This is a genomic window from Lentilactobacillus sunkii DSM 19904 (genome assembly GCF_001435575.1).
Classification (GTDB): domain Bacteria; phylum Bacillota; class Bacilli; order Lactobacillales; family Lactobacillaceae; genus Lentilactobacillus; species Lentilactobacillus sunkii.
The window spans coordinates 21,734-43,123 of sequence record NZ_AZEA01000019.1 but is presented as its reverse complement, the minus strand read 5'-3'; the positions used below and the strand labels follow the sequence as shown (position 1 = coordinate 43,123).

The 21,390-nt window shown below is 43.6% G+C and carries 25 protein-coding genes; all 25 read right to left on the bottom strand.

Translation table 11 applies throughout. The features are described from left to right. Positions 1 to 50 precede the first annotated feature (50 nt). The 25 genes from FD17_RS10005 to FD17_RS09885 all read right to left on the bottom strand — a co-directional run bounded on the left by FD17_RS10005 (position 51) and on the right by FD17_RS09885 (position 21,387). A complete protein-coding gene (locus FD17_RS10005; protein ID WP_057826049.1) occupies positions 51 to 590 on the bottom strand; it encodes a hypothetical protein in 540 nt (179 codons plus the stop codon). A gap of 10 nt (positions 591 to 600) precedes the next feature. Beyond that, positions 601 to 1,674, bottom strand: coding sequence for a hypothetical protein (locus tag FD17_RS10000; RefSeq protein ID WP_057826048.1), 1,074 nt, complete (start codon positions 1,672 to 1,674; stop codon positions 601 to 603). After that, positions 1,674 to 2,291 carry a hypothetical protein gene (locus FD17_RS09995; protein ID WP_057826047.1) on the bottom strand — a complete coding sequence of 206 codons (618 nt, stop codon included), beginning with the start codon at positions 2,289 to 2,291 and terminating at the stop codon, positions 1,674 to 1,676. The genes FD17_RS10000 and FD17_RS09995 overlap by 1 nt, the downstream gene beginning before the upstream one ends. Further along, the gene (locus FD17_RS09990; protein ID WP_057826046.1) at positions 2,284 to 3,459 is read right to left on the bottom strand and encodes a baseplate J/gp47 family protein; all 1,176 of its coding nucleotides are present in this window, start codon (positions 3,457 to 3,459) and stop codon (positions 2,284 to 2,286) included. Before FD17_RS09990 ends, FD17_RS09995 begins: the two co-directional genes overlap by 8 nt. Continuing rightward, on the bottom strand, positions 3,449 to 3,856 hold the full coding sequence (locus FD17_RS09985) for a hypothetical protein (RefSeq protein WP_057826045.1): 408 nt from the start codon (positions 3,854 to 3,856) through the stop codon (positions 3,449 to 3,451). The genes FD17_RS09990 and FD17_RS09985 overlap by 11 nt, the downstream gene beginning before the upstream one ends. Positions 3,857 to 3,871: 15 nt before the next feature. After that, positions 3,872 to 4,315: a hypothetical protein gene (locus FD17_RS09980; protein WP_057826044.1), complete on the bottom strand. Its 444-nt coding sequence runs from the start codon at positions 4,313 to 4,315 to the stop codon at positions 3,872 to 3,874. A gap of 11 nt (positions 4,316 to 4,326) precedes the next feature. Continuing rightward, a complete protein-coding gene (locus FD17_RS09975; RefSeq protein WP_057826043.1) occupies positions 4,327 to 5,373 on the bottom strand; it encodes a hypothetical protein in 1,047 nt (348 codons plus the stop codon). Then, a complete protein-coding gene (locus FD17_RS09970) occupies positions 5,366 to 5,794 on the bottom strand; it encodes a phage baseplate plug family protein (RefSeq protein WP_057826042.1) in 429 nt (142 codons plus the stop codon). Before FD17_RS09970 ends, FD17_RS09975 begins: the two co-directional genes overlap by 8 nt. Positions 5,795 to 5,805: 11 nt before the next feature. Beyond that, a complete protein-coding gene (locus FD17_RS09965; RefSeq protein WP_057826041.1) occupies positions 5,806 to 6,744 on the bottom strand; it encodes a phage baseplate protein in 939 nt (312 codons plus the stop codon). Then, the gene (locus FD17_RS13530) at positions 6,744 to 12,572 is read right to left on the bottom strand and encodes a phage tail tape measure protein (protein WP_057826040.1); all 5,829 of its coding nucleotides are present in this window, start codon (positions 12,570 to 12,572) and stop codon (positions 6,744 to 6,746) included. Before FD17_RS13530 ends, FD17_RS09965 begins: the two co-directional genes overlap by 1 nt. A gap of 11 nt (positions 12,573 to 12,583) precedes the next feature. Beyond that, a complete protein-coding gene (locus FD17_RS09955) occupies positions 12,584 to 12,763 on the bottom strand; it encodes a hypothetical protein (protein ID WP_057826039.1) in 180 nt (59 codons plus the stop codon). Positions 12,764 to 12,797: 34 nt separating this feature from the next. After that, the gene (locus FD17_RS09950) at positions 12,798 to 13,148 is read right to left on the bottom strand and encodes a hypothetical protein (RefSeq protein ID WP_057826038.1); all 351 of its coding nucleotides are present in this window, start codon (positions 13,146 to 13,148) and stop codon (positions 12,798 to 12,800) included. 87 nt (positions 13,149 to 13,235) lie between these two features. Next, positions 13,236 to 13,658, bottom strand: coding sequence for a phage structural protein (locus FD17_RS09945; RefSeq protein WP_057826037.1), 423 nt, complete (start codon positions 13,656 to 13,658; stop codon positions 13,236 to 13,238). A 12-nt stretch (positions 13,659 to 13,670) separates the two neighbouring features. Beyond that, positions 13,671 to 14,771 (bottom strand): DUF3383 family protein, encoded by a 1,101-nt coding sequence (locus FD17_RS09940; protein WP_082617191.1) that lies wholly within the window; start codon positions 14,769 to 14,771, stop codon positions 13,671 to 13,673. A 2-nt stretch (positions 14,772 to 14,773) separates the two neighbouring features. Then, on the bottom strand, positions 14,774 to 15,256 hold the full coding sequence (locus tag FD17_RS09935; protein ID WP_057826036.1) for a phage neck terminator protein: 483 nt from the start codon (positions 15,254 to 15,256) through the stop codon (positions 14,774 to 14,776). Further along, positions 15,240 to 15,620 (bottom strand): hypothetical protein, encoded by a 381-nt coding sequence (locus tag FD17_RS09930; protein ID WP_057826035.1) that lies wholly within the window; start codon positions 15,618 to 15,620, stop codon positions 15,240 to 15,242. Before FD17_RS09930 ends, FD17_RS09935 begins: the two co-directional genes overlap by 17 nt. A 1-nt stretch (position 15,621) precedes the next feature. After that, complete coding sequence (locus tag FD17_RS09925; protein WP_057826034.1) at positions 15,622 to 16,209, bottom strand: hypothetical protein; 588 nt, start codon at positions 16,207 to 16,209, stop codon at positions 15,622 to 15,624. Then, positions 16,206 to 16,589: a DUF4054 domain-containing protein gene (locus tag FD17_RS09920; protein WP_057826033.1), complete on the bottom strand. Its 384-nt coding sequence runs from the start codon at positions 16,587 to 16,589 to the stop codon at positions 16,206 to 16,208. The genes FD17_RS09925 and FD17_RS09920 overlap by 4 nt, the downstream gene beginning before the upstream one ends. A 13-nt stretch (positions 16,590 to 16,602) precedes the next feature. Then, positions 16,603 to 16,983, bottom strand: a complete 381-nt coding sequence (locus FD17_RS09915; protein WP_057826032.1) for a hypothetical protein — start codon at positions 16,981 to 16,983, stop codon at positions 16,603 to 16,605. Between the two features lie 11 nt (positions 16,984 to 16,994). Beyond that, entirely contained in the window at positions 16,995 to 17,882 is an 888-nt protein-coding gene (locus FD17_RS09910; protein WP_082617190.1) for an encapsulin, read from the bottom strand. A gap of 34 nt (positions 17,883 to 17,916) precedes the next feature. Further along, the gene (locus FD17_RS13200; RefSeq protein ID WP_057826030.1) at positions 17,917 to 18,327 is read right to left on the bottom strand and encodes a hypothetical protein; all 411 of its coding nucleotides are present in this window, start codon (positions 18,325 to 18,327) and stop codon (positions 17,917 to 17,919) included. A 61-nt stretch (positions 18,328 to 18,388) separates the two neighbouring features. Further along, positions 18,389 to 18,901, bottom strand: coding sequence for a structural cement protein Gp24 (locus FD17_RS09900; RefSeq protein WP_057826029.1), 513 nt, complete (start codon positions 18,899 to 18,901; stop codon positions 18,389 to 18,391). Next, positions 18,901 to 20,049, bottom strand: a complete 1,149-nt coding sequence (locus tag FD17_RS09895) for a DUF2213 domain-containing protein (protein WP_057826028.1) — start codon at positions 20,047 to 20,049, stop codon at positions 18,901 to 18,903. Before FD17_RS09895 ends, FD17_RS09900 begins: the two co-directional genes overlap by 1 nt. 11 nt (positions 20,050 to 20,060) lie before the next feature. Then, the gene (locus FD17_RS09890) at positions 20,061 to 20,405 is read right to left on the bottom strand and encodes a LysM peptidoglycan-binding domain-containing protein (RefSeq protein ID WP_057826027.1); all 345 of its coding nucleotides are present in this window, start codon (positions 20,403 to 20,405) and stop codon (positions 20,061 to 20,063) included. Between the two features lie 133 nt (positions 20,406 to 20,538). Continuing rightward, complete coding sequence (locus tag FD17_RS09885; RefSeq protein WP_057826026.1) at positions 20,539 to 21,387, bottom strand: phage minor head protein; 849 nt, start codon at positions 21,385 to 21,387, stop codon at positions 20,539 to 20,541. Positions 21,388 to 21,390 lie beyond the last annotated feature (3 nt).

The following is a 21,390-nucleotide window of genomic DNA, read 5'->3' as shown; positions in this document are numbered from 1 at the left end:
CCCCCCCCAGGCTGAACATGAGGTTAAATGATTGTGTCATAGTGTTCCTCCTAATATGCTGTGATCGACTGAATAAGTGACCATTGTTTGTCGTCGTTATCATTATTCTTTGTTGCAGCAACTAGAGTTCCCATACTTCCAAAGTCGATTACATTATTTGTATATTTGATTTGAAATTCATTGCCAGGACTTTTTGAAGAAACCGTTGAGAAGTCATTTAACTTTTCTTTGGGAATCTTGAAGTCAGTCCCATAAACATCAGGATTGCTACCAGTGTTCATATGATCAATCCATCCTGTTCCGTTGATGTAATTGATTCCTTGAACACGAATTCCGTGTGGCAATCTTTCAACAGGATATTTAACAGTGATGGTTGTTTCCTTGGATACCATCTTTTTAATTGCTACATCAACATAAGTGTTGGTAATCTGACCACCAAATGCCTGTCCTCTTGAATCTGAAGACTTCCATAAAACAGTACCGACCGGAATTGAACCGGCAAACACTTTGGTACCTTTGTAGTAAACAGAATCAATTTTTTGGCCATTAAAAAAAGGTGCTACCTTTTGGCCTTTGAAATACATTGCCATAAGTAGTCACCTAGCTTTCTTCTGGAGACATATACAGACTGCCAAGATCGGCTTGTGACTTACTCTTGGCAGTTGCTTCATCAGTCTCAAGCTCCATGCCACCGACGGACTTTTGGTTGATAGTCAAATCACCTTCAGCAAAGTCTGTCTTGTCCGTTGCTTTGCCAGACGTTGGATCCCGATGGATAACTTTAGTGTCATCTGCTTTTTGTTTAACCAAATCGTTATTTGGGATTTGTGTCCAAACAACCGTTGTTCCAGTAGTGCTGATACTCCATTCAGTCCCGTCACTGGTTTGTGCCAAAATAACGGCCCAGTCTTTGGCGCTGCTGTAATAGCCCAAAACTGAATGCGCAGCACCATTGTTGGTTGCACCAATGTCGATTGAAATTGTTCCGGCATCGGCCGTTCCAACCAGACCGTTAATCTTTGCGTTTGCATCGTCACCGTATCCAATGACAACTTTCGGGGTGCCATCATCAGCAGTGACTTTGTGCTTCTGCCAATTTTTAGAAGCATCATCTGTGACAATCCCCTTTGGCAAATTATCGGCAATCAAGGCAGGCAAATCATCTTTAGTGATGTATCCTTCCGTCTTGATCATTTGCTCCACGTCTTCACGCGAGAGTGTGCCACTGTTTGAAACCATGATCGTGATTTGGGTTCCACGGACAATATCGGTATAGATATCCAGGTAAATTGAGGATGTCGCCACATTATTCTCATTAGCAACCATCGTGGCCGCAGTAGTTAGTGGGATAACACTGAACAGAATCTCTTCATTCGTACTGTTCTGTTTGCCATATAAGGCAACCCCATAGTAGGTGTAATCTTCATTTACATCACTATTATCAATAGTCACACCGACACGGGATCTATCATCTTCCGTCGAGATGACGCGGGGGACTCTAGTCTGCTTATAATTAACGGTCGTTAAGGCCTGTAATTGGGAGACAGTATCTTTGGTAATATCATCAGTGATCATAACGGCTTTAGTGAACGTAATCGCACTCACACCTAATGCATGATTCATCATGGTCATCGCCTGATTTGTGACCGTATTTTTACTCCATGTAGCTGGCATTAATTCACACCCCGATTCTGTATTACGTAACGTTCTTGAACGATTGAAGTTGAACCAATATAAAGACTTTGCTCATCAGTATGGCTAAACTCGATACCGACAATTCGGGTTGTCGCTTCAACTGAGCGAGTTAATTGTTGTGCTAGAAACTTCACCGCGTTGGGATCATTGGCGTAATTAAAGGGAAGACCGGCAATATTAATTGTCCGAGCTTCCCCACCTGTTTGCCAAGGCTGTTCAATTCGTACATCAGAATATTCACAACCCAAGATGTACGAAACAGCTTTAATAATTGAGTCCGTTGTGCCATCTGCAGTGGCAGCCACAATTGCAGCACGAATTTTGAATTTGAAATAATCATCTGTTGCTCCAGCTCTATACACATTGAACTGCTCACCAAAGTAATCTAACGCCTTCCCACTCAGATATTCGAGTGAATGAAAGACATTCATTTTTTCCAAAGCAGCGTCATAATCTCGGGAACGTGCTAGGATCGCATCCATCAATTTATAGAATCCGCTGCCTGGTTCCTGATTTGTCAGGCGACTCATCTTACCCAGCATTGCTGGGGTGTCGTCCATCTCAATTAAATTATCATCATGCTTAATATCAGCCATTGGTGGTCGTCACCTCTATTTCATCTGAGTCAACGACAGGTGCCTGTGTAATCCCCAAAACCACATCGGTAGCAGCCAGCTTTTTCTTGTCAGTTCCCATTTGGACTGTAAAGCTGTCAATTCCTGGCACCTTAGCTAAGCATCCATATACAGAACTAATGTACACTGGTTGCCCCATATGGAGATTATTAACATAACTTTGTAGGGCGTTAAGAATGTCATCAGTTCCACTGTCAGCATTCCAGTTACTATTAGCTTTAACATTAATGGAGAAGAAGATTGGAACCTCAGTTGCTCGATTAAAGTTGATAGTCTCGGGATTGCCTGCAATGTCATAGGAAATCTTTGAAATACTACCAAACGTTTGAGTCCCCGCACCTTTTGCCTTACGAATTGCATCAGCAATATCTTGGTCAAGACCACCATAAGCCACAATTTGAAGAGCATGTGCAGGGGTACCATTGGCATCCGTTGTGGCGCTGGTGTTGTTATCAAGATATTTATCTCGGATACCGTTGACACTATCCAATGCTGTGTAGATGCCATCAATTGTTGAACCAATGTTGGCAACATTCGTTTCTAGATACCGTTGCCTTAATGAATCATCAGTTTCTTCATCAGCTCCGCCTGTTGCTGGATCCGGATTATCAACGGTATCAACACCATCAACTGGAGTTGCAAATTCAATAATTGTATGGGCTTGAACATTTGTGTCACTGGAGTAGTCCTCACTCACAACTGATGCAGTTGCCGTAAAAGTTCCGTCACCATCAACATCTGAAAGCACGGTATCTTCGACAAGCACAAAATAAACACCATCATCAGTCATAAACTCCGTTGTTCCACCTTCAAGAAGAACCGCACTACTCCCAGTGATATTTACAGTTGCCGTTGCTTGCTGTGACTGGTTACGGAAAATCCCTCGGTTATATGCCAAGTAATCGAGGGACACACCAGCAGCAAACTGGCCATAACCATTCAACCAAACCTGTTGTTGTTTTTGATTCTCTTTCCAGTTGTTGTATGCTACGGCTCTTATGATCCGTCCATAGTTCGATTGGGGGTCAATATTAATATCATCCCCTAAAAACTTTTTGAAAACGTCGGTTTGTTTACTGACTTCTTCATTAAAGCTTTCAACGTAATAACCTGTGTCGTCAAATGCCACTATTCTCACCTACTGTCATCTTTAAATTTCCCTGATCGTCATACTGATTGCCAGAATCCTGAATCTGAGATGAATGGATGTTGACAGCAATTGTACTCCTACGTTGTGACAAATCATGAGTGATCTGAATGCCATCAACTGCATCAATTCTAGGCTCTTGGTTCATCAACGTGTTGGAGATGTCTTGGGCAGCATAGTTGTCGTCATAGGCTTTCCCGAGAATATTATCCAGTGGGAGTCCACAATCTGGTGCGAGTTCATCCATCTCACCTTGCTCAATTCCGAGGAGTTCAGCACTTGACTGCATTAGTTCATCAGTTCCAGAGACTTCAGTGAGATCATGAGTTAATTCATCCTGAACAGTATCTCCAGAGGGTGTAATCATCAAATCACGCATTTTGAACACCTCCCTTTAATTGATTGCTGCAATAATCGCGTCACTTACATCATGTTCACGAGGGTCTTCATCTCGACCAAAATAACCTTTGCCAACCTCATAGTCATCTAGGCAATAGTCATGGATGATCAAAGTGACTTCGGTACCTTTCACCAGTTTTTTTGGCGGTGGAGTAATCTTCATTGTGCCTTGCCCATCCTTAGGGCAAACTGGTGTTAAATAATCAGCCATGTGCTCCCACACTTCATCAAGCCAATAGATACTAAAAGGGACAGTGACGTTATTGATAATTCCCATCTTGTCACCAGATAAGTCCTCCACTAATGGTTGAACATCGGCCAGATGATGAGTTTTATCATACTTCACAATTTTACCAACGAGACAATTATGATTGTCCCGTGAGGCTGCCTCAGCAATTGCTTGGGCAGCTTTTTTGTATGGATTCGTTATCTTTGCCAAATTGAACACCTCTATTTAGCCGGTGACCCGTCAACGGTCATCGTTGGTTGCGTGCCATCAAAACTATAGGTTCCGCTTTGAGCGATCAACGTCTTCTTAATGAAATCACCACGAACCTCATACGTACTTCGTACAGTGATTTGTGGCAATAGATATGACGTCGACTCATACAACTCATCACCAGACTCCGAATCATCAGAATAAGATGGTTCATTCAGCAATCCTGACGTATAGTCGAGAATTATATGAGTCTTTTTGCTCTTTTTAAGATCATCAATCTTTAGCTGCCCACGTTCATAGAACATCTTGCTTTTGCATCGTTTAACCAGCTTGTTGATGGCACTTAAAGGCTTACCTGAAACGGTGTACCCCTTTTTAAAAGGCTTATCTTGGGCAAGTTTCATTGATGCAATCTTAATGCCAGCTTCGTGGGCAATCTTCTTAATCGCAACGGATGGCTTAACGCCTTTTTTAAAAGATAAGTTCGTATACACCTTTTTCTTAACTGTGTATCGCGTCCGCTTAATTTCAGTCTTACCATCGACGTGGACATGGCCTTCTTTGTAGTGGCCAACTTTTTTGCCATCCTCAACCGTGTAGTAATGGACACGTCGCTTAACGGTTTTGCCCTTCACTTTCACCTTGGCGCGTTTGTAATGGCCTTCCGTCTTATTTTTTTCTTTCTGGATCGACTTAGCAGGGATACTGCTATAGTCATTTCCAGACGAGAAAGTAATTGGAACGGTCGTTGTCACACCATCATACTGAATGGGATCAACAGACTTGATCTCACCCTCATCAATTAATGTTTTACCAAACGCTTCGTATTTGATGTAGAAAGCAACTTTATTCTTGGCTTTCAAGTAGTTACGAATATGCTGACTCGAATTAATGAACGAAGCACTTGATTCCGGTGGGGTTGCGTCCATATTAAAGTTGATATCAAACGTGAACAGTAAGTCTGAACCTGGTCGTAAGTTGTTCTCCAGCTCTAACTTCTTACCAGTCTTAGTGGCAATGGTGCAATAAAGAACTGGATATCGCAACTTGTTACTCATCGCTATCACCTGCCAGATCAATATCAGTCTCATCATCCGAATCGGCATTACTGGTCTCATTACTATCAGCAATCGGTGTATCAAATCCGTTACCATCAGCCGGCCGGTCGTCAAAGGTTAGCTTGACTGTATCGTTAAAATTGTCACCATTGCATTCTATCTCCTGATCAGATTCATCCATTGGAACAATATCTTCAATCGGAAAATCGTTTGAGTTAAGCGAGGCAAACAAACGTTGATTGATAACCAACTTCTCACCGTTTACCAGTGCGTTGCCATCAGCATCCCAAAGAGAGGCCGTCAGAAAGTTTGCAAATTTGTTTAGATCAATCTCCATCTCATAGAATCGGCCACCTAGAATAACATCAAACGGTTTACCATAATCCTCTTGGCTTACATCGAGAGTATCTAGAAGTGCCATATAATTACCTCCTATGCAACTCGAATTTTGACACCTGCTGGCAGGTTATTCACATACGACTTATATTGGTTCATTGAAACCAACTTGGCGATAGTTGTGTTGTAGTCACTTGCAAGGCTGGCATAAGTAGTTCCAACTTTAGTTGTCACATACTTAACGCCGGTCGACTTATTCTCAGTTTTATTCTTCGAACCACTGCTGGCACTCTTACCGCTTGTCTTAAGCTCAGACCAATCGATAAACTGCAAACCAAAAGTAATCGTCAAGGCAGTTTCGTCTTTGTTATACTCTCGGTGAAGGGCTGTAAAGAGGCAATGTTTGTAGTAAATACGCCCCTTATACGTCATCTCACACCCTTCTGCCTTCCACTTAAGCATTTGGTTGTAGGCAGTTCGTTGTTGGGCATCAGTGCCCATAATTCGGGCAGTAATTGAAATATCTTTCTCTTGCTGTTGGGAATGAGTGGCTGTCGGTTCACCTTTTGGTAAGGCGTTGGGTGTCACCTGGATCGTATTGTCTTCTGACTCAGGAACTGAAGACATAAAGACAAGGGCACTGCTATGATTATCCGTGCGATAAAGCATCATGTGACCAACATTGAACTTTGGTTTGTTGGCAGCAATCTTGCCGGCTAGCTTGTTTTTGTTAGCTTCAACTTTGGCGTTCAGATTTCTCTTGGCTAAAGTTGCCTTTTCGGTTTTGAGTTTGGTAGCATATTTCTTCTTTGTGGCGGTATGGGCTTTCTTTGAACCCTCATACTTCTTGATTCGCTTACCTAAAGATGTCTTTTCACTACCAGATGCCTTGTCATACTTCTTTTGATCGGCCTTAATGTGTTTATCCAACCTCGCAATCTGATTACTCTCATGCTGCACACGGGTGCTGTCTTTTTTGATTGCACTTTTAAGCTGTTTATCAGTCAAATATTTGGATTTCTTTTTCTTCGCCATTACTTGGCACCTCCAAATTGTTCAATGATCTGACGAGCCATACTTTGACGCTCACGTTTGACAGCTTCCTTAATCATCTTGGCTACTGATCGTTCATTCAAATCAGTACCGCTTCCAATGTGGAACTCGAATTTGTCATGGGTTTCAATATGGATAGCGGAACCAGCCGGAATGGATCGTCGATTTCTTGTAGGAACTGTCGATGGCCTACGGATTACGGCATCAAGCTCTCGAAGCATCTTCATGACATTTAAAGAAGCCTTCGCCATGTTATATGCCATATTTGCGGTATCTTTAGCCGTAAACACACGACCTGACACGCTTGGCATAAATAGCTCAGCACCTCTTTCGCCTACTAATGAAGCCCGGTTCGTCTTTGGAATGCCACCTTTTGCAAAACGTGGATGCCCATGTGGCCCAGAATTTAACCAATCGAATTTAGTTGTTCCTCTAATGGTTGTCATGCCCGCTGCAGTGCGATACTGACTATTGTTCAAATATGCGAGTACTTGATCATAAGGGCTAGCCCAGTTCTTGTGACCAGGTACAGCAAAGGTATTAAAAGTTGACTTAGTAAACTGCAATGGCCCACCTGCAGGATTACCACTGGCAGAGTTTATATCATGAATTTTTTGCATCTCATTGGTATTCCCAGTTTCAGACATGGCAACTTTCAGAATATTCGACATAATCTTTCCACGAATACTTTGAGGAATCTTCATGACTTGCTCAGCCTTTTCAATCATGGCTTTCGTGATCGAACTACCGCCCATTTGTCCACCGAAGCTTCCACCGGATACTTCCAGGTTGTTTTCAACCCACTTTAAAGCCTTGTTTCCAATTTCTTTCTTGAAAAGGCGAGCCAATGGATTTCCCTTGGAAGCCTTCTTATTTGAAGCACCACTTGGGACACCTTTGATTCTGGCTGCAAGTAGCTGACCAGTTCCGCCGTATCCATGAACTGGGTATGACCCAATTTGTGGATGACCGTGAGGCGGTGTGTCACTAAATGCTGAATAATATTTCCCATGGCCTTCATAAATTCCAACGTGTTCTCCTGGACCCCAGAACAGAGCATCACCAGGTTCAGCACTACTTGGACTAATGTGCTTGAAAACGCTAGTGTCACTGTATTGGGCGCCTGAATTGTGAGGAACAGAAATACCATAAGCATGTTTAAGAGCATACATAACCAGTCCGGAACAATCGAAATTGTCAGGACCACTTCCACCCCAAACATATGGATGACCAGCGCCATACTTCTTCATGGCCTTAACCATACCAGCGTTTGATGACACGGTATTCTGAATGAGTCCTTCTATGACATTCCACCCAGCATTTGCCCATGGAACACCATATTTGGTCATCCCTGACTTGGCGGTCTTTGTAATACCTTTCTGCAAGTCGGGGCCTTGAACTTTAACATTTACATTGAAGTTCTTATTCCAGAATGATGCTGGATTCTTGGCATTTGTTTTAGCAATACTACGTAGTGCACTATCAGAAACGCCAGAACCTTTGGCATAGTGAGTAATACCATTTGAACGCATCAGCCGTTGCATCTGACTACCATTCAGTACAGCATCACCGCGCTGAAGACCAAGGACACGGTTGTTGCCCTTGGGTGCATATAATTGCCCACCGCGAACAATTCCTTCTTGTCGTGGACCAGAAGGGGCATCGTTGACCATTGCAATTTGGTCTTCGGTTAATTGTCCGTTTGATCCAGCCGCGTAATGGATTGGATTAATGACGGAGTTATTACCACCAAATTGACCAAGAGACTTATCAATTCCTTTGATCCCTTTGTTGAGTTGGCTGATGGTGTTGGACATCGCTTTATGTGCGTAATTGTCCATCCGCCCCAGGGCGTGGCCAAAGCCAACCGCCGTATCATCTGCAGCATTAGTTACACCTTTACGCAGTTGATTCATTTGACCTTGTACGCCTTTTTGCATCGAGTCAAAATCTTTTACAGAACTCTTACGGATGTTATTGGTGTAGTGACCCGTTTTGGACGAAATACCGCCCCACGATGATCGGTTATGCTTAGAAAGCTTTGAGAGTGAAGCAGTGCTTCCTTTTTGCATAGAATCAAAGTCTTTAAGGGTATTCCGCTTCATTTTGTGAGTTGACTTGGTCGTGTCATTCGAAGCCCTGCTCATGGTTCTACCCACTGACGAAGCTTTCAAGCCATTTGTTCCTTGAGCATATCCAGGCAGTGATTGACCATAATTACCAGCCAATACCCGTCTAGTAGACATGGCGTTAAGGATATGTTCCCCAGGCTTTAATCGAGCCATTTGAGGACCATTGACACCCAATAGGCGTGCATTCTTACCGCGGACTGTATATGCCAACTCAGGGCCACCTTCACCAACAAGGGCCGTCTGTGTACGACTAATCTTGCCACCATTTGCGTGAGTAGCGAACTTAGTCAGGTCAGCTCCGTTGTATGGGCCTTTATATGACTTTGGACGTTTTGGTGATCCAGTTGAACCAGCATTGGATCGACCATTATTTTTAGCAATATTATTAGTCAGGTCACCAGAATGAAATTTCGGGTTTGCAGTAGACAAACCAATCTTCAAATTCTGCGTAATCAGGGCAGGAATACTATTACCAACGTCCTTGGCAGCTTTACTGAAGGCATCCTTGGCTGATCCTGCTTCAATCTGAGCCTGTTTAACAACATCTCTGCGTTGTTGCCTTGCCCACTTCAATGTGCCACTGTATTGAGTCTTGGCATTAGCAACCGATGAATTTTTCTGCTTTTTTGCATTGGAAATAATGGTTGCCCGTTGAGATGCCGAAAGTCCTTTGGTATTCCTTGCAATCGAAACAGCCTTCTTGTATCGATCGTTGGCACTCTTCACTTCAGTGTTGTATTGTTTCTTGGCGTTTGAAGTCGTCTTCTTATAGGCGTGGTCGCTCTCACTGATAATCTTTCCATATCCGGCCACAGTTAGTCTTCGTGAACGATTATTCAGCTGTGAAAGTAACGTTTTCTGTTTCTGTCCGCCTTTATCGGTTAACGAAAGAATTTCAGCGTTGACCCTTTGAATGTCAGCTATTCGCTTCTTGCCACCACTCTTGTCATCGTTAATTAAACTATTGATGTTTGAATGCAAAGCTGACAATCGTTTGCTGTAATAGCCTTTAGTGGTCTTGTAATCATTTTGAGCTTGTGCTTTAGTTAGTAACCCATTCTTTTCAAGATAGGATAGGTTCTTCTTGTTCGTGGCTTCCTGCTTACCAGCATACTTTTGAGCAAGTGTGTCAAGCCGTCGATACGTGTTGCTGACGGCGCTGTAACTCTTGCTGGTACTTGATGCCCATTCACTATTCGCTTTTTTCTCAAGAGAAAGTGACTTGCTGATAAAGCCCCAGGAATCTCCAGCCATTTTCTTAAAGTTGGCATTACTTGCCGCCTGCATTGAAGCAATGTTATCTGCCAAGGTCAATTTGCGCGGGGCTGATTTAGATTTATGAGTATTGCCGCCAGTTGTCAATCCAGTACTGTAAACATCAGTCAATCCTCGTCGCGACTTAGTATGTTGAACATTCTGTCCATATTGAGCTTGCTGAGTATGATTTCCATAAGTGTGATTATTACCATGATCACTCGTAGATTGATTACTCGACTCAATCGTATCAATGCTTTTTAGATAAGTACCCAGCTGCTTTACTGCAGGGGAATCTGCAAAAGCAGTACCAATACTCCCACCAATCGATGCACCAATTGCCGCAGCTACCGGATTACCAGCACTAAGTGCTAAGCCGACTCCGGCTCCGGCAGCTTGACCACCGGCTGACCACATTTCTCGACCACCCTTTTTAGAATCAAGTCCATCGTGAATTGCCGATACCGCACTAACACCAATACTTAAACCAGTTCCAACCGCCGCCATCTTACCAATACCAGTGTGTATAGAAGTGGCATTATTCAACTTGCTTGGTAAGTTGGCTAAACTGCCACCCGAATAATGAGTTGTTCCAGTACGAGTAGCCTCTCCCAAACCATCTTCCACAACGTCGGTTGCTCGGTTGGCAACAGTGGTCCCAGAGGAAGTTCCGTTTAACCAGTTGAATCCCTTCTTAAACAATTTTGATGTTGTATAAGCAACTGCTAGCCCACTAGCAACAGCAGTCGTATACCCCACCAACTTCTTAACTGGTTCAGGCATTTTAATTAAGGCACCTAAAAACTTATTACCAACAGAAAGCAACTTGGTAAATCCCGGGAGAACAGTCTTGGTAAAGTCCAAGCCCATAACATTCAGATGTTGCTTAAACACATCAATTTGGTTTTGCCATGATGACATGTTCTTTTGTGCAAGATTCTGGATATAACCATTTTTACCATACTTTGGAGCACGGGCAACTTGAGAATCCAAGTCCTTCATTTGTTTAACATTTGCCGACAAAATCAAAGCAGACTCTTGTCCAGTTGCTCCAAATAACTTGTGGAAGATAGTGGCTTTTTGAGTCCCGTTCATACCGGTCATATGACTATTAAGTAACTGGAATTCTTTGTCCAACGACATCAAGTTGCCTTTGGAATCCCGTAAATCATCCGGGGTGAGCCCGAGGGATTTCAATGCTTGAGCACCTTGTCCTTTGGGACCGCTTGAAGGAGCGAGTAAAGAGTTAATCACTTTCTTTAAGCCGGTTCCGGCAATTGAACCGTCTTGCCCATTGTTGGAAAGCACACCAATATCAGAGATGGTGCTGGCAAGTGATTGATTACCACTCTTCGCAGTAGCTCCCGCATACTTTAACGATTCACCCATGCCGCTAAAGTTGGTGGCAGAAAGGTCGGCACCATATGCCATTTGGTTCAACACCATCTTGGTATAAGCTGCCATTTTCTTGCGAGAATTACCAGCCTTTGTCTTGTATCCAAACTGCTCAAGTGCTGGTGCACCATAACCCACAACAGAGTTGTATGAGTCACCAGATGCACGTGCAGCTTGTAAGAAGTACTTATGTGATGCCAGTTCCTGTGCGCCAGAATAACCACGACGAACAAGTTCTTCGCCACCTTTGGCCATTTCAGTTGGCGAAACACCGTACTGCAAAGCAAAGCCATTATTCTCCTTGGCCATTGCCTTTGACTGTGCTTTAGAAGCCGCAGCTGACTCACCACCGGTGTGGAGTAAGTTCTGAATTGTCTTGTAACGGTTTTCAAGCTCAGTTGCTTCGTCAGCTGATTTCTTGAAGGCAGCCGCAACCGGCAGCATTGCTAAAGCAATTGTATTACCCATGTTAGCCAGGCGACTGCCGGCATTTCTTAATCGGCCGAAACTTGTTGTAGTCCGTTCAGTCTCACTACGAGTCTTGCGTTGCGATTCAGACACCCGATTGCTAGACTTCTTCGCAGAATTTCCAACTTGTGATAAATTATCTTGAACTTTGTTAAGATCAGCATTGGTCTTTCGTGCCGCTTCACTGTCGTTGACCTTACGCCACATACCAGACGCTTTGTCTTTTACTGAAGAGTACGTACGGCCAAGTGCTGATCCGTCATGAGCAACCTGGTTCATTGCATTACTGCCTTGGTTGCCCATTCGCCGCATATCACTGGTAGTTTCATTAATTTGAGAGCGTAACCGACCAGTGGAGTCGATATTACGTTTGATTTGATCATTGGAACGGGCCATCCCTCGACTGAAACTAGTTGTGTCCCCTGATTTAGAGAGTTCACGGTTGATAATTGCCCATTTATCAACCAATTTGTCAGTTAAATCGTTTGCTTTGATTAAAGGGGCGAGGTCACTCTCAAAACGAATGCCGATTCCTTCATCCCGCATTAAATTGCCAGCCATCTTCTCACCCCTTACTTACCAAAAAGGCCGGTGTTAACTCCACTGGCCGTTACGTTTTGCAATCGCTTATAGTGCAGATCTGCTAACTTGATGTAGTAGGCTAACTCAGTTGCAGTTGCGTTCTCTAATTGATCTAACTCCACACCCAAAGCTTCATGAATGTACCAATAGGTCTCATCGTCTTGAGCCATTTTTTCAGCCAGAAACGTATTGGCTTCCCCAAAACTAGCCTTGAAGAAAGGAAAGTGTTTCGACGTAGAAGTCACCCAAGCCGGTATGAGTATCGAAATATTCCCAACCCAGAGTTTGAGGTTCAATCAAAATGTTGCTTTTCTTGTCAAAAATAGCATCCAGGAAGTTGCTTTCACGAACGATCCCCGCCGCACCGCGGGCATCATCGAGAATGGCCACGGCGTCACGACGCCCTGGGAATTGTTCAGTAACTGAAATTTCCTTCTTGTTGGCTTCGTCGACGGTTCCGTCAGCTTTCAGTGGTGCACTTTCAAATGTGAATTTATGTTGACGTAAACGAACCTTTACGTCGTTAGTTGCGGTAGTCTTCTTTGTTTCTGTCATGATGAATTCCTCCATTTATTTTTTATATTTGTATGTACTCAAAAGGACCGCTATCGAAATAGCAGTCCTTTTTGAGTAACTAAATTATTAAGCTGTCAGTACTGTGTAACCGAGGTTTACACAAGTCAGTCCCCAATCACGAGCGGTTAAAGTGTTTGAGAATGAACCATCGGGCGCTTTAGTTACCCATGAATGTTTTGATTCAATCATTTCGTTGTCAGATTTGGCAGTGAATGAGAAGTACTTTGATGCTGCCAACAAATCATTTAAGTCCTTCATCTTTGGTGATGCTTGAGACAGATGAATGGTTACGGTACCGTGCTTATCATTAGATTCTGAACCGGTACCAGTGCCTTGGGCATCAATTACCAAGTTGACGTTATCTTCCGCTTGAGTCCAGCTAACCATATCACCAGCTTGGAACCCAAAGAGGGACGTACTGTCAACAATGATTGAGACATTTTTGGCGTTGTAAATACTCATCAAGCCTGAATTATCATTATTTTGCATTATGTTTCCCTCCTAGTTCATCACTGAGCCGTTGATAGTGACATCATGAATAGCGCCAGAACGGGTATACCAGAATGTTCCACCGTTATAGGCACGGGCCAAGATATCAGTGGTTGACTGCTGCTCACGAGTTCCAAAACTAGTATCGTAAGCACCTTTTCCGTCAGTTCCAGTCAAGATAATGCTGTTATTCCAAGCATCGCTTAAAACATCTCGAACAATTTGTTCCAGAATGTCAATACCGACTTTGTCATATGAAATCTTGCCGGTAGTTGGATCCTGCAATCGCGCTTGAATTCGATTACGCATTTCAACCTTGATCCAGATCTCGCCATGCAGGTTATCAATGTACTCGCCTGATAATGTGAAACCTTCAGAAGTCTCACCTACGGAACTACCAGTCGTGGTGAAGTACACAATCACGTGGGCTTTCTTCATAGCTGTAAAGTCGGTGTTGTTATACTTCTGTGGTGTGACACCAGCAACGTTCTTGAACTTCCAGGTTTGGGACCCGACAGTTAAAGAGGCCACGGAACCAACCAACCCAGCATCCAGCGGTTCGTTTGCAGGGTGCTGTAATCCGATGGTGTAATTCTGTGAACCAAGGGTTTGTAGTGTCTTATAGTCTTCAACTTGAAGTAATAAGAACTTACCGGCATTAGCTTCAAACATATTGGCGAGTTCAGTCGCAACGTCAGCATCATAATTATCCAAAACAGCAAAATACCATCCATTCCAGAAGAAGTCAGCTAATGTGTCTGAGGCCTTGTTCTTTGGATATTGAACAATCATCAGGTAATTACCGTGATTCGATTGATCAAAGTATCCTTTAGCCTTGATATACGTTGCTGAAGATTCATCATAATCAACCGCAACATCATCAAGTGATGTGTACTCCTTGTAATTGCCGCCGGTGCTAGATGCAATTGAATCATCTGGTGCAGAACTGGTAGCAACAGTTGATTGACCAGCGACAGCACTGCCAGCAGTGGCAGATGCAGTTGGTTGTTCAGTCATAATTAATAAATTCCCGTAGCCAATTGCTGGTACAGGAATGATTTCTTGAATGTTGATAACAACATCGGCGATTTGTGGCACAACAGAAGTTGCCATTATTAATCACGCTCCTTATTTTCTTTAATATTTGTTTCAGTAATTTGTGGTTTATATTGGTCCGCCACTACATAGCTATCACGAACGATATAGGTGATTGTGAACAGGAAATTGAAGTCTTGAGTTTGGTCAGCCAAAACGGTGTTGTCGACTATTGAATCCATCGTGTACGGACGCATTTTAGCCTTGCTAAACTCAATTAATATGTCCGGACGAAAAAGCGCCTTACGAACGGCTTCAAGATTGTCTTGAGCCTCATAAGGCGACTGTGCATGTGATTCAATTTGAACACCTGTTAAGAACAACTCATTCTCAACAACATCAACGGTCAACGCCTGATGTGAATTAAACGGAACGATTGCAAAGTACGGAAATGGTGGCCGTTTATCATTGCTATTACCATAGGTGGTCTCTAATCCAGTAGCCTCCTTGATAACCCCAATAATATGATTCATGAAATCCAGGTGGCTAAATGATTGGCTCATCTTTATCACTCGCTTTCAGTTCATAGATCATGACATCTGAATAGCCTTGAAGGTCCTCAATGTGCTTAATCCAATACTTAATGCCGGTTCGGACATCAATTACCACAGAGTTCTCAGGAAACGCCTTGGTTCCAACCAGTTCCATGTCGTAATCAATATCAGTACCATCATTACGCTGAAAGGTCATTGCACCATACGTTCCAGCGGGAACCAGCACCCATTTAGCTTCTAAATCAGGAGTTCGTTGAGCAATCAGTTGTGGTGTTCTGAACCCGCCATCTGACGTTCCCTTATCACTATCAGCGCTGTAAATTTGAACTGGTACTCCCTGTTTCTTGATGATTCGACCCATTTTCAAATGCATACTAAGACCTTCTTACTTCGTGAGTAATCGATGCTACCAATCGACCTGTATCTACCAAAGGATTGTCGACACCATGCTTACGAGCAACAGTTGCTGGAGCGTTATGTGGCACTTTCCAGTCCACAATGGCCTTTCGGATATCACGAACCACAACTTGCCCCATATACTCCATACAGCCATCAGCAGTTTGTCTTCCCATCAGAATCTCATGAACCTGCTTTCGATATTTTTGCGTCCATTCAACAATATGCGTATCGTATGTTTCGGTAAAATAATGACGGCCAGGAATGTCTACCCTTGGTACAAGGTAGAACATTACTTGTCCGTCCTTATTGATTAGGATTCCTTTACCATTTCCCCGTGTCACAAAGTGCAGATCCTTATAGTCCCTGGCACTCCGACCATGCGGTACGTTCTCACTTGGTATGGTGAGATATTTGCCGTTGATTGGTTTGATATGAGCACCAAACTCCATAACATGGGCAATCATAGCAATCTTTCCTTCGCTACCCTGTACGCCGACAAACAACTGCTTTCCCATGAGCTTACGTAACTCTGGGATTCCTCTTTTCAGGTTGTTGTAGCTCATTGAGGCAACACCGCCAAACTAATCCGTGGCATACCGTTATCACCATACATTGACCACAAGCGATAATAGTCAGCACCCCAAGTAGTTAACTGCAGCCACTTTAACCAGTCTTGTGAACCGGCCTTAAAGTAACTAACTTGGATCGGGCCAACTTTCTCAGTGGATACCAATGTCGACGACGTACCAATGATGTACCTGTGAATCGTCAAGTACCGTTCCGCTTGCTCCAGAATATCGGGATCGCTCGTTGCGAAACTATCATGAGTCACTTTGAGATGAGAATCAGAAATGTATTGCTGAATGGTAGCATCGGCAACGTCTTCAAATGTATCCGGAACTGTATTCTTAACAGCCTCAACGGTTGTGTAGTTACTTGCCATTCAGATCATCCCCTTACTTCAATCTTGCGTTGATAACATCGACAACACCTTTGCGGTTAGCACCGGCAGATTCGGCTCTCAGTAACTGTTTTAGAAGAGTCTTGTCAGAAATAGTGTTAATGGCATTGGTGGCATCAGCAACGTTCATATTGGCAACGTCAGGATCCTGAACCGGCTCAGTAACACTAGCAGATGTAGCAGATGCTTGAGCTGGTTGTGGCTGGGTTGATTCAATGACCAATTGTCCAGCTTTGACCAGGCTTTGAACTAATGGATCATTGATTCCTTGGTTCAGTCTGTCGGCATCGGCAGAAAGTAGGTTATTGAGCCCCCGCTTAACCATTACGCCATTGATGACTCGGTTAAACTGAGTTTTGTTTTCAACTTTAACCAAAGTAGTGCCTCCTAAACGTTGTCAACTCGGTTAACCAAGTATGGACGACGCAAAATGATTCCGCCTAACCGTTCATAAAGAGCAATTCGGTGGGTCCAGAAGTTCACAATTTCTTCTTGTGAGCGAGTCATTTCAGTTCCGATAGCGACTTGCATCGTATCCGGTTGATTATCAAAGATGACCAACGAATCCTTGCCACCATCACCAGCACCCTTTAACTCAGGAATCGAAACAATGTCTGAGAACCAGCCGTTCGCTTGCAAAACTGCCATGATCGAACGTGAATCGTAGTCTGAATAACGACGGTTAAGTTCTTCATAAGCATTAGGAGCAAGTCCTAAAACAGGCTTAATGTTGGCAAATCCATTGATTAAGGTCAACGCCTTACGTGCCTTTCGGATTACTTCAACAATGGCTCCCGAATCAGTGATTTTAGAAAATGGACCAGCATCGTTGGTTGTGACTGTGGCATCAGGTGAATTAAACAACCCTTTAATGCCCTTAGTGTCATCGCCAAGGAACACAATCTGATTTTCTTTTTCCGCAATTGCACGGGCCGCTGTAGCAATCTTGGTAAGGTTAGGAGTAAATCCAGCCAAATGAGCTTGTTGGAGCTCTTCATCCGTCCAAGTTGCACCAACTTCGATCCGGAACAGTGATTGATCAACCGGTGTTAAGTCAGTGTCAACCATTGGGATATCGTTTGAGCGTTCATCAGCCAACTTTGCTTTACCAAAACTACGTGAAACATAGTAACGGTATGATGTGGCGCCTTGTGGAATATCCGTATAAGGCTTAATTAAACTACGAGCTAAAAGTGTTTGTTGAGGTGCTTGATAAATAGTCTTATCAATTGCCTTCAAATCTCTGGCCTCTAGCATTACATGAGAATTAGCCATGCTTTTATCATTCCTTTCTATTTGTGGTTGCTAACTAGGCAGTCGCTTTGTTAAGAGTCAAGTTGATGGTTGAATCATCTGACATTTTCAAAGTAGCACCAGTAACAGCACCGTTCTTATCTTCATTAATTGTGCCAGACTTGACGCTTAGGCCATCTTGGCCAGCGGCACCAGTGTCCCCTTTAGGACCAGCAGGGCCTGCGGCTCCGGCGTCGCCAGTATCACCCTTGTCGCCCTTGTCTCCTTGCGGGCCCTTAAATGAGCCTAACAAAGTTTGCTTACCGGATGCTGCTTGATACAGATCGCCATTAAGGTCCAAAGTTACAGCACCATCAGGCAAATCCGTAGCATCGTTGGTCTTAACATCAGTCGTTGAATAAATTAATTGCATATTATTGAGCTTGTCGGCGGAAATCACATCGCCATTCTTCCAAACAATTGCCATGATTAGTTAACTTCCTTTCTATTTTGCAGTCGCGTTACCGACCGTTGCGGTACCAACGACATCACTTACTCGCTGGTGTGGTGATTGCATATGCACCACCCAAATTTAGTTGAACTGGGGCCGTAGATACCTGGCCAAAGTCGGTGGATGAAACTGATGAAGCATTGAATTTGCCGTCATCTAAGAATTGACCAACAACCGTATCACCATCAGCAGCAGTCTTAAAGACACCACCTGCACCAACCGTTGCTGGGTCACCAGCTTTAACATCTGCGCTTATTTGAACAGCGACAGCACCAGAACGCATAACTGGAATTTCGTCCTTTGCATCCCATTGTTCAGTGTCGCGTGAGTCCCAGCTTTGGATGTAATAGCGGTTTAAGGTAACACCGTAAACGTTCTTACCATCAGCGGCTGGAGCAATGACATTGCCAGACTTCGTAACAGCCACACCAAATGGCGTTACATCACCTGCGTGGTCCGTGTTCACAACATATGGTTGGTTGGTGGCAATGGTTCCGGCACCAAGTGGGCCAGATACATAACCAGTTCCTTGTGGAATGAAATTAGGCATTATTTTTCACCTCCAAATTTCTTATCATACAAATCCAAGTTGTTTTCTTTAACGTCGGCGCCATCCTTATGGAATTCGCCACCAGCATTATCAAAGCCCTTAGTCTCAGCAATATCTTGCATCGCGTCAAAGTACGTGTTGATATAAACATCGTCCTTACCTTTATCATCAAAACTGTCATTCAATTGCTTGATTGCATCAACTTTAATTTGCTTATCGTCCTTGCTCTCAAAGTCGTAAGAGTCACCAAGAACCTTTTTAGCTTGTTTTTCAAGGGATAGACGCGCTTTAACGGCCTTCTGGATGCTGTCAGCAGCATCTTGTTTGGCTTTCTTTGCCTTATCCTTTTCAGCGTCAGCTTCAGCTTTAGACTTGTTGGCTTCTTTTTCGGCCTTGTCCTTGTCGTCTTTAGCAGCTTTGGCTTTTTTGTCAGATTCTTCGGCTTCTTGCTTGCTCTTCTTGGCTTGTTCTTTGGCATCGGTAATTTGTTGCTTATATGTCTTAAATTGGGCTTGAACTTTTTTCGCAGCTTCAGATTCAAGTTCGATTTCGTCGCCTGAATCCAGCATTAACTTAGTCATTTGATTCCCTCCATTCTGTTTCTTATCGTCTTGCACCATCTCAGCGGAATCACCAAATAGATTGACATCATGTCCAGCACGCCCACAGTCAACAATGGCAATATGATTGATTTTGATATTCTTTTGAGAAGCGTCATAACGAGTTCCTTGAAATTCACCAGGATTTTCGTCAACATTAGCCAGAAAGCCAATGGACAGCTCATGTTTGCCATCCCTAATTTGATCAAGTGTATGTTGATCAGCAACTGTCATTGATACCTTTAAATGTCGACCATCGCTAGTTGCGTCATTATGAGTCATCCCTACGGCGTATTTCTTGTAGTTAGAAGGTTTTACGGTTTCATTAGGGTGATCGTTAGTGATGGGTTTTGAATTGGCCGACTCGACAGTCCCGGGTGAAAAAATATCATCCGGTAGTTTGGCTTCCATAAGCTCCGATCCGTCAGAAAAGCGATACGGAAAAACACCTGGTTTGGCAATTGGACAGGCAGTAATATTGAGAAAACCATCGTCATCAATTGCCGAATCCATGATGGCCATTCGGTCATATCTGGTAACAGTTTTCAATGCTGTCACCCCTATTCGCCCAATGGAACCATGAAGTAGCGATCTGGAACATAAATAGTTTGACCCGGCTTCAGATTCCGGTATCGGGCAATGCCGTTGTACCAACGGAGTTGCTCAGAGCCACGTACGAAGTGATTAGCTACATCAGCAAGCATTTCTCCTGGCTTTACTTGATATGCCTTGTCTTCGTAGTAAGTGCAGTCATTCGGATGATCAATCCAGAAGTTCTTCTGTTGATTGGTCAATTGCAAGTTGCCAAAGTGTTGAGACACTTGCTTTGCACGTTGAGATAGATCACTCGAATAGACTTCATCAACAGGAGCCACACTGGGTGTTGAACTGTTATCTTGTGCCATACTAAGATCCCCTTTTTCTATATTTGCTAGGAATTTGAGACATGAAAAAAGGCGTTCATCGCTGAACGCCTAACCATTCCTAGTAACGTGACTATGTGGGCTTGCACCACCATGTGTCTGAGCATTAGTCACTTTATGCTGCTAATAAGCCTTGTTTCCTGTATTCTTCTAACTCATCCTCAAAGACAGGTAAAGCGACGCAACGACAACGAATTGGTTCGCCAGGAACCATTCCTCCATCACCACCATCAGGATCACCATATCTTTGTAAGGTCTGGTCAAGTTCCTGATGAGCTTCCCGAACCCGTGCATCTTCCATTGTTTGCCAGATGTAGTAATCTGCACCCGCTTCTTGTTGTCGATGAGCGTTGATCTGTCCAAGGATACTGCCGGTCTGATCACGAGCAATTAATTCAGCATGCTCCCTAGTGGCACTATCAATCTTATAAATCTGCTGTGCTATCTCATGAGTGCCCTGGCCTTTGGTTACACCATTAAAGATGGTGGATTCGACTTGTTGGGCGTATTGATCATGCAAAGTGGTAATTCGACTGACATTCTCAGCAATCTTGCTTTGGGTGTATTGGCGTAAGAAGCGGTCCGTAGAGATTGGGTCGATACCTCTTGGAGCAATCTGAATTTTGAGCCCGTTGTAACTCCACTGATCAACGTCTTTAATGAACTGCTTAACCCAGGCTTCAACCACGATGTCATTCATCCCAGATTCCAGTTGAACCTCAAGATACTGCATTGAAGCCTTAAGCTGATCAGCCACGTTGTCATTGCTATCATCATCTTGGTAGATAGCAGTTTGCTTGTAGATTGGAATAATTGAATACTTCCAAATCTGGTCGGCCTTTTTGAACCATTGTTTCAGCATGTTATCCAGATATTTCTGATAACGGGCTTCTAAACCATAACAGAATCGAGTAGGTGCAATGCGTGGCAACAGCTCTTTAGGAATCTTGATTAACTTACCCATAAC